We start from the raw sequence: 6,025 nt of genomic DNA on the forward strand, positions 1-6,025 counted from the left end.
CGGCACGCTCTATCTCGACCGCGCGGAGCTGCGCTCGCTCTCCTCCGGCGCGGCGATGGCGGAGCGGTGGGCCCAGCCGACCCCGGCGGAGGCGGCGAGAGAACTGGGCTTCCCCCTCTGACCGCCCCCGCCCCCAACCGGGCCTGCCCTCCGACTACTTCCCGTGGTGGCAGGCCCGGTTGGGGGCGGGGGCGGTCAGAGGGGGAAGCCCAGTTCTCTCGCCGCCTCCGCCGGGGTCGGCTGGGCCCACCGCTCCGCCATCGCCGCGCCGGAGGAGAGCGAGCGCAGCTCCGCGCGGTCGAGATAGAGCGTGCCGTCGAGATGATCGGTCTCGTGCTGGACGATCCGGGCCGGCCAGCCCGTGAACACCTCGTCCACGGCACGCCCGTACTCGTCCTGGCCCGTGAGCCGCACCGACGCCGGCCGGGACACCACCGCCTGCCAGCCCGGCACGCTCAGACAGCCCTCGAAGAACGCGGCCCGCTCGGCGCCGACCGCCTCGTACGCCGGATTCACCAGCACCCGGAACGGCAGCGGCACGCGCCCGCGCGCCACCCGCACCTCCTCGGGAACCGGCGCGGGGTCCTCGGCAACCGCGATCCGCAGTCCCACCCCGACCTGCGGGGCCGCCAGACCGACGCCCGGAGCGGCACGCATGGTCTCGCGCAGCGCCTCGACGAAGCGGGCCAGCAACTCGGGGCCGAGCTGCCCGTCATAGGGAACGGTGCCACGGCGCAGCACCGGGTCTCCGGCGGCGACGATCGGCAACGGGCCGCCGACGGCGAGGAGTCGTTCGACCCGGTCGGCAAGGGCGCTCGGGTCATGGGGAGTTGCCATGGCGCCAGGATGCCACGCGCCTCTGACACCCGGGGCCCACTTGTGTGACGTACGCCACTGAAGGGGCCGGGAACTCGAAGGCCCGCCGGTCCGACTACTGGACCGGCCGCACGGTCGCACGGCCCGCGTACGCATCCCCCACAGCCGTCTTCCCCGCTCCTCGCTTCCATCCCTGTCCCCAGCCCCCGGAGAAGCCCGCCGATGTCCACCGCTCCCACGACCACGACGGACGAGTCCCCGGACGCGCCGGACCCGTCGCATCCCGCCACCCCGGCGAAACCGTCCGCAGCCGCCACGCTCCGCCCGCTCGTCCTGCGGCTGCACTTCTACGCGGGCCTGCTCGTCGCCCCGTTCCTGCTGGTCGCAGCGTTGAGCGGGGCGCTGTACGCGGCCTCGTACCAGGCCGAGAAGATCATCTACGCCGACGAGTTGACCGTCTCCGCGGGCTCGGCGGGGGACACCAAGCTGCCGATCTCTACGCAGGTGGCCGCCGCCCGCAAGGCGCATCCCGAGGGCACCGTCGCGGCCGTACGCCCCTCGCCCGAGGACGACGCCACGACGAGGGTCATGCTCTCGGGCGTGCCCGGCGTGGGCGAGGGCCACACGCTCGCGGTGTTCGTCGACCCGTACACCGCGAAGGTCAAGGGCGCGCTCGAACAGTACGGGGCGTCGGGCGCGCTGCCCCTGCGCACCTGGATCAGCGAGTTCCACCGCAATCTGCACCTCGGCGAGAACGGCCGCCTGTACAGCGAACTCGCCGCGAGCTGGCTGTGGGTGATCGCGGGCGGCGGCCTGGTGCTGTGGTTCGCCCGCCGCCGCACCCAGCGCAAGGTGCGCGGCACCAGCGGACGGCGCCGCACCCTCGGTCTGCACGGCACCGTCGGCGTCTGGGCCTCGGCCGGGTTCATCTTTCTCTCCGCCACTGGCCTCACCTGGTCGACGTACGCGGGCGAGAACATCGACGTCCTGCGCACCAGCCTCGGCCAGTCCACCCCGTCGGTGTCGGCCGCGGCGGGCGGCGAGCACACGGGGCACGGCGCGGCGGCCGGTGCCGGGAGCGCCGCCGAGCACGGCGTCGGCCTCGACAAGGTGCTGGCCGCCGCCCGCGCCGAGGGCCTGGGCGACCCCGTCGAGATCGTCCCGCCCGCCGACGAGTCCTCCGCGTACGTCGTGAAGCAGGTCCAGCGGAGCTGGCCCACCAAGCAGGACGCGGTCGCCGTGGACCCGTCGACGGGCGAGGTGCTCGACGTCCTGCGCTTCGCGGACTTTCCGGTGCTCGCGAAACTGACCCGGTGGGGTATCGACGCGCACAGCGGGATCCTGTTCGGGATCGTCAACCAGCTCGTGCTGATGGCCCTCGCGCTCTCGCTCGTCCTGCTCATCGTCTGGGGCTACCGGATGTGGTGGCAGCGCGGCAGGGCCTCCGCCTTCGGCCGCCCGATCCCGCGCGGCGCCTGGCAGCAGGTGCCCCCGCTGCTCCTGGTGACGCTGCTGGCGGGCGTGGCCGTCGTGGGCTACTTCGTTCCGCTGCTCGGCATTCCGCTGGCCGCCTTCATCGCCCTCGACGTGATCCTTGGCGAGATCGACCACCGGCGTGGCAACCGGACATCCGGGGAGCGGGCCGGCGCCAAGCCGTAGACGGTAAACGGTGACGGTAGGTGGTACGAGAAGGCCCGGCTCCCCCCGAATTCAACGGAAGGGGAGCCGGGCCGTCCTGCCTGTCGTGGACCACGTGGATTCCGTGGACTACTCGAAGGCGTCGAAGTCGCCCGCGAGGGCCGAGGCGAGCTTCATGTGCGGTGCGGCCTCCTCATGGCGGCCCTGCCGCTGGAGCGTGCGCCCGAGCAGCAGCCGGGCGTACTGCTCCACCGGGTCGCGCTCGACGAGGACGCGCAACTCGGCCTCGGCGCGCTTGAGCTGGGCCGAGTGGTAGTAGGCGCGGGCCAGCAGCAGGCGGGGTGCGGTCTGCTCCGGCGCCTCCTCGACCAGCCCGCCCAGCACACGCGCCGCGCCGGCGTAGTCCTTGGCCTCGAAGAACAGCCCCGCCCGCTCCCAGCGCTCGGCGGCGGTCCCGTGGTCGTAGTAGGTGTTGGTCGTGGTCTCCACTCGTGCCTCCTTCGGAGGCGGTAACCGGCCAGGGCCGAGAATCATTCCGCCGCTGGTCCGGCGAGGGCGGTCAGTTCGGCGTTGGCCCGCCCGATGATCAGGGACAGCACCCGGCCGGCGACGGCCAGATCCTCCGTGGGGATGCCGGCGTAGATCCGTGCGGAGATCGGGGCGGTCTCGCCGCTGGTGATGCGGTACAGCTCGCGGCCCGCGTCCGTGATCGTGAGCCGGGTGGAGTCGGCCGTCAGCAGCCCACCTTCGACAAGCTGCCCGACGACCGTGTGCGCCTCGGCCCTGTCGATCTTCAGCGCGCCGCCGATCTCGCCGACGAGCGACTCGCGCTCGACCGGCCCCTCGGCGATGGCGACGAGCCTGAGCGTCACCGACTGCTGGAAGGTGACACCGTGCCGGGCCAGCACGTTCTCCAGGACCGCCCGCCCGGCGTAGTGGGCGAGGCCTATGAGGCGGGCATCGAGGACCGGCGTGCCGGGGGTTGCGGTGGATGTGGTGGTGGGTGTGGTCATGACTGCTCCTTCTCGGAGTCGGCGTGGAGAGGGGTGTCGAGCAGTAGTGCCAGATCGCGGGTGAAGTCCCGGGTGCGCTCGCTGCCCAAACCCCCGAGGGGCTCCAGCAATTGCTGCAACAGCCCCTGTACGACAGTGATCGCGCGCCAGGTGACCTCCCGGCCCTCCTCGGTGAGGGCCAACCGCACGGCACGCGGGTCCTGTGGGTCCCGGGTGCGTTCGAGCAGACCGGCGGTCTCCAGGGCGCGGGCGAGCTTCGACACGTACAGCGGTTCGAGGCCGGTGTGGTCGGCGAGCTGCCGCTGACTGGGGCGCGAACCGGTGCGCCGCATCCCGTACAGCGACGCGACCAGGGCGTACTGCGCGTGGGTCAGCCCCAGGGGGGCGACCGCCCGGTCGACGGCCACGCGCCACTTCGTCGACAGACGCCAGACCAGATAGCCGGGCGTCGCGCCCTCGGATGTCGAACTCATGACAGATACAGTACATGGATACTATGTCCATGGCTACTAAGTGAGCGTGGGGAGAGACGCCGGAAGCGGCGGACGGGGGCAGTTCCCCCCGTCCGCCGCTTCCGGCGGTGACGGTCAGGTCTTGACGGTGCCCGTCGTCGGCTCCTGGCCGGGCAGGAATTCGGCGGAGGCCAGGTGTTCGCGCAGCCCCTGTTCGGTGCTGCTCACGTGCAGCAGAGCGGCGGCCTGGCTGAGGGACACATCCCTTATGCACAGCGCCCGGTAGATCGCCTCGTGCTCGGCGAGGGTGCGCCCGGCGGCCTGGGCGTCGACCAGCCCACGCCAGATACGGGCGCGCAGCGTACGGCCGGAGATGGCCTCCAGGAGAGTGAGCAGCGTGTCGTTGCCCGTCGCCGCCACGACGGCGCGGTGGAAGGCCGCGTCGTGGACGCTGAGCCGCTTGATGTCGTCGCGTGCCTCGCGCATGGCGTCCAGGTGCGTCTTGACCTCGGCGAGCTGGTCGTCGGAGATCCGGGTGGCGGCCAGCGCGGTCGCCATCGGTTCGAGGAGCCGGCGTACCTCCATGAGGTCCTGCAGGGCGGCCGAGTCTCCCTGGAGCAGTTCCACCGCTCCGCCGAGGCCCTCGAAGAGCAGCCGGGGCTCCAGGCTGGTCACGTAAGTGCCGTCGCCCCGGCGGACCTCCAGGATCCGCGCGACGGCGAGTGCCTTGACCGCCTCGCGGGCGAGGTTGCGGGACAGGCCCAACTGGGCCGCCAGATCCGGTTCCGGCGGGAGCTTCGATCCCGGTGGCAGGGCGCCCGTGCGGATCAGTTCACGGATCTGTTCTATGGCCTTGTCCGTCAGTGACAACGGGAGCTCCTTTCATGACCGCTCTCCGCGGGCACGTCCGACCTGATCAGTGCCTGGGTACGAAGATCGTCCCAAAGGCCTTCGGGGATGTGCCGACGATGGAGTTCCGCGTTGCGTTCCACCTGTTCGGGGCTCCGCATGCCGAGCGTGACGTTGATGATACTGGGATGGCTGAACGGGAATGCCATGGCTGCGGCCGGGAGGGTCGTGCCGTGCTGTTCGCAGACGTCGGCGATCGCCCGTGCGCGGTCGATGAGTTCCGCTGGGGCGTCCTGGTAGTCGTATTTCATGCCTTCGGCGGGCCGGTCGCGGGAGAGGAGGCCGGAGTTGAAGACGCCGACGGCGACGACGCTCTTGCCGTGTTCCTGTGCGGCGGGCAGGACGTCGTCGAGTCCTGTCTGGTCGAGGAGGGTGTAGCGGCCGGCGAGCATGACGATGTCGGCGGCTGTTTCGCGGAGGAAGCGGGCGAGCATGGCTGACTGGTTCATGCCGGCGCCGATGGCGCCGATGACGCCTTGGTCGCGGAGTTCGGCGAGGGCGGGCATGGCTTCGTCGGCGGCCTGTTGCCAGTGGTCGTCGGGGTCGTGGAGGTAGACGACGTCGAGGCGGTCGAGGCCGGTCCGCTCCAGTGTTGCCTCGATGGAGCGCAGGACGCCGTCGCGGCTGAAGTCCCACTGGCGGCGCAGGTCGTCGGGTACGGCGAAGCCGTCGGTGTCGACGCCCTGGGGGTGTTCGTTGGGGACGAGGAGGCGGCCGACCTTGGAGGAGATGACGTACTCGTCCCGGGGGCGTTCTCGCAGGGCTGCTCCGAGGCGTTGTTCGGAGAGGCCGAGGCCGTAGTGGGGTGCGGTGTCGTAGTACCGGATACCCGCGTCCCAGGCCGCGTTGATCGCGGCCGCCGCGCCCTCGGCCGGGGTGACCCGGTAGAGGTTGCCGATGACGGAGGCGCCGAAGCCGAGTTCGGTGAGCTCGACCGTGGTGTTCGGGATCTTTCGGTGTCGCATGGCGGGATCTCCTGGGAGGCAGGTTTCGTAGGGCGTTTGTCGGACGCGGTGCCTGTTACCGGCCGAGCCAGCCGCCGTCGACGGGGAGGGTGGTGCCGTGGATGTAGTTGGCGGCGTCGGAGGCGAGGAAGACGGTGGCTCCGGCGAGGTCGTCGGCGTTGCCCCAGCGTCCGGCGGGGATGCGTTCGAGGATGGCCTTGCTGCGGGCCTGGTCGTCCTGGAGGGCCTGGGT

At 71.4% G+C, this 6,025-nt stretch carries 8 protein-coding genes and 1 pseudogene; 2 read left to right on the forward strand and 7 right to left on the reverse strand.

Annotation, left to right across the window (positions count from 1 at the left end):
- Positions 1-121: pseudogene (locus AOK08_RS47610) on the forward strand (peptide deformylase); the annotation flags it as partial.
- 74 nt (positions 122-195) lie between these two features.
- Here AOK08_RS47610 and AOK08_RS26730 read toward each other — a convergent pair.
- Complete coding sequence (locus tag AOK08_RS26730) at positions 196-837, reverse strand: peptide deformylase (protein WP_055530690.1); 642 nt, start codon at positions 835-837, stop codon at positions 196-198.
- 201 nt (positions 838-1,038) lie between these two features.
- On the opposite strand from AOK08_RS26730, the gene AOK08_RS26735 reads away from it, so the two are divergent.
- Positions 1,039-2,475 carry a PepSY-associated TM helix domain-containing protein gene (locus AOK08_RS26735; RefSeq protein ID WP_055530692.1) on the forward strand — a complete coding sequence of 479 codons (1,437 nt, stop codon included), beginning with the start codon at positions 1,039-1,041 and terminating at the stop codon, positions 2,473-2,475.
- Positions 2,476-2,583: 108 nt separating this feature from the next.
- Here the strand turns inward: AOK08_RS26735 and AOK08_RS26740 are convergent, their stop codons facing one another.
- The 6 genes from AOK08_RS26740 to AOK08_RS26765 all read right to left on the reverse strand — a co-directional run.
- Positions 2,584-2,943 carry a tetratricopeptide repeat protein gene (locus tag AOK08_RS26740; protein ID WP_107101056.1) on the reverse strand — a complete coding sequence of 120 codons (360 nt, stop codon included), beginning with the start codon at positions 2,941-2,943 and terminating at the stop codon, positions 2,584-2,586.
- Positions 2,944-2,984: 41 nt separating this feature from the next.
- Positions 2,985-3,467, reverse strand: coding sequence for a MarR family winged helix-turn-helix transcriptional regulator (locus AOK08_RS26745; protein WP_055530696.1), 483 nt, complete (start codon positions 3,465-3,467; stop codon positions 2,985-2,987).
- Positions 3,464-3,940, reverse strand: coding sequence for a MarR family winged helix-turn-helix transcriptional regulator (locus tag AOK08_RS26750; RefSeq protein WP_055530698.1), 477 nt, complete (start codon positions 3,938-3,940; stop codon positions 3,464-3,466). Before AOK08_RS26750 ends, AOK08_RS26745 begins: the two co-directional genes overlap by 4 nt.
- Positions 3,941-4,054: 114 nt before the next feature.
- Positions 4,055-4,789: a FadR/GntR family transcriptional regulator gene (locus AOK08_RS26755; protein WP_055530700.1), complete on the reverse strand. Its 735-nt coding sequence runs from the start codon at positions 4,787-4,789 to the stop codon at positions 4,055-4,057.
- A complete protein-coding gene (locus tag AOK08_RS26760; RefSeq protein WP_055530702.1) occupies positions 4,780-5,793 on the reverse strand; it encodes an aldo/keto reductase in 1,014 nt (337 codons plus the stop codon). The genes AOK08_RS26755 and AOK08_RS26760 overlap by 10 nt, the downstream gene beginning before the upstream one ends.
- A gap of 55 nt (positions 5,794-5,848) precedes the next feature.
- The coding region (locus tag AOK08_RS26765; protein WP_157876808.1) for an SDR family oxidoreductase at positions 5,849-6,025 on the reverse strand (177 nt) is incomplete at its 5' end.

Source organism: Streptomyces graminilatus (genome assembly GCF_001418565.1).
Classification (GTDB): Bacteria; Actinomycetota; Actinomycetes; order Streptomycetales; family Streptomycetaceae; genus Streptomyces; species Streptomyces graminilatus.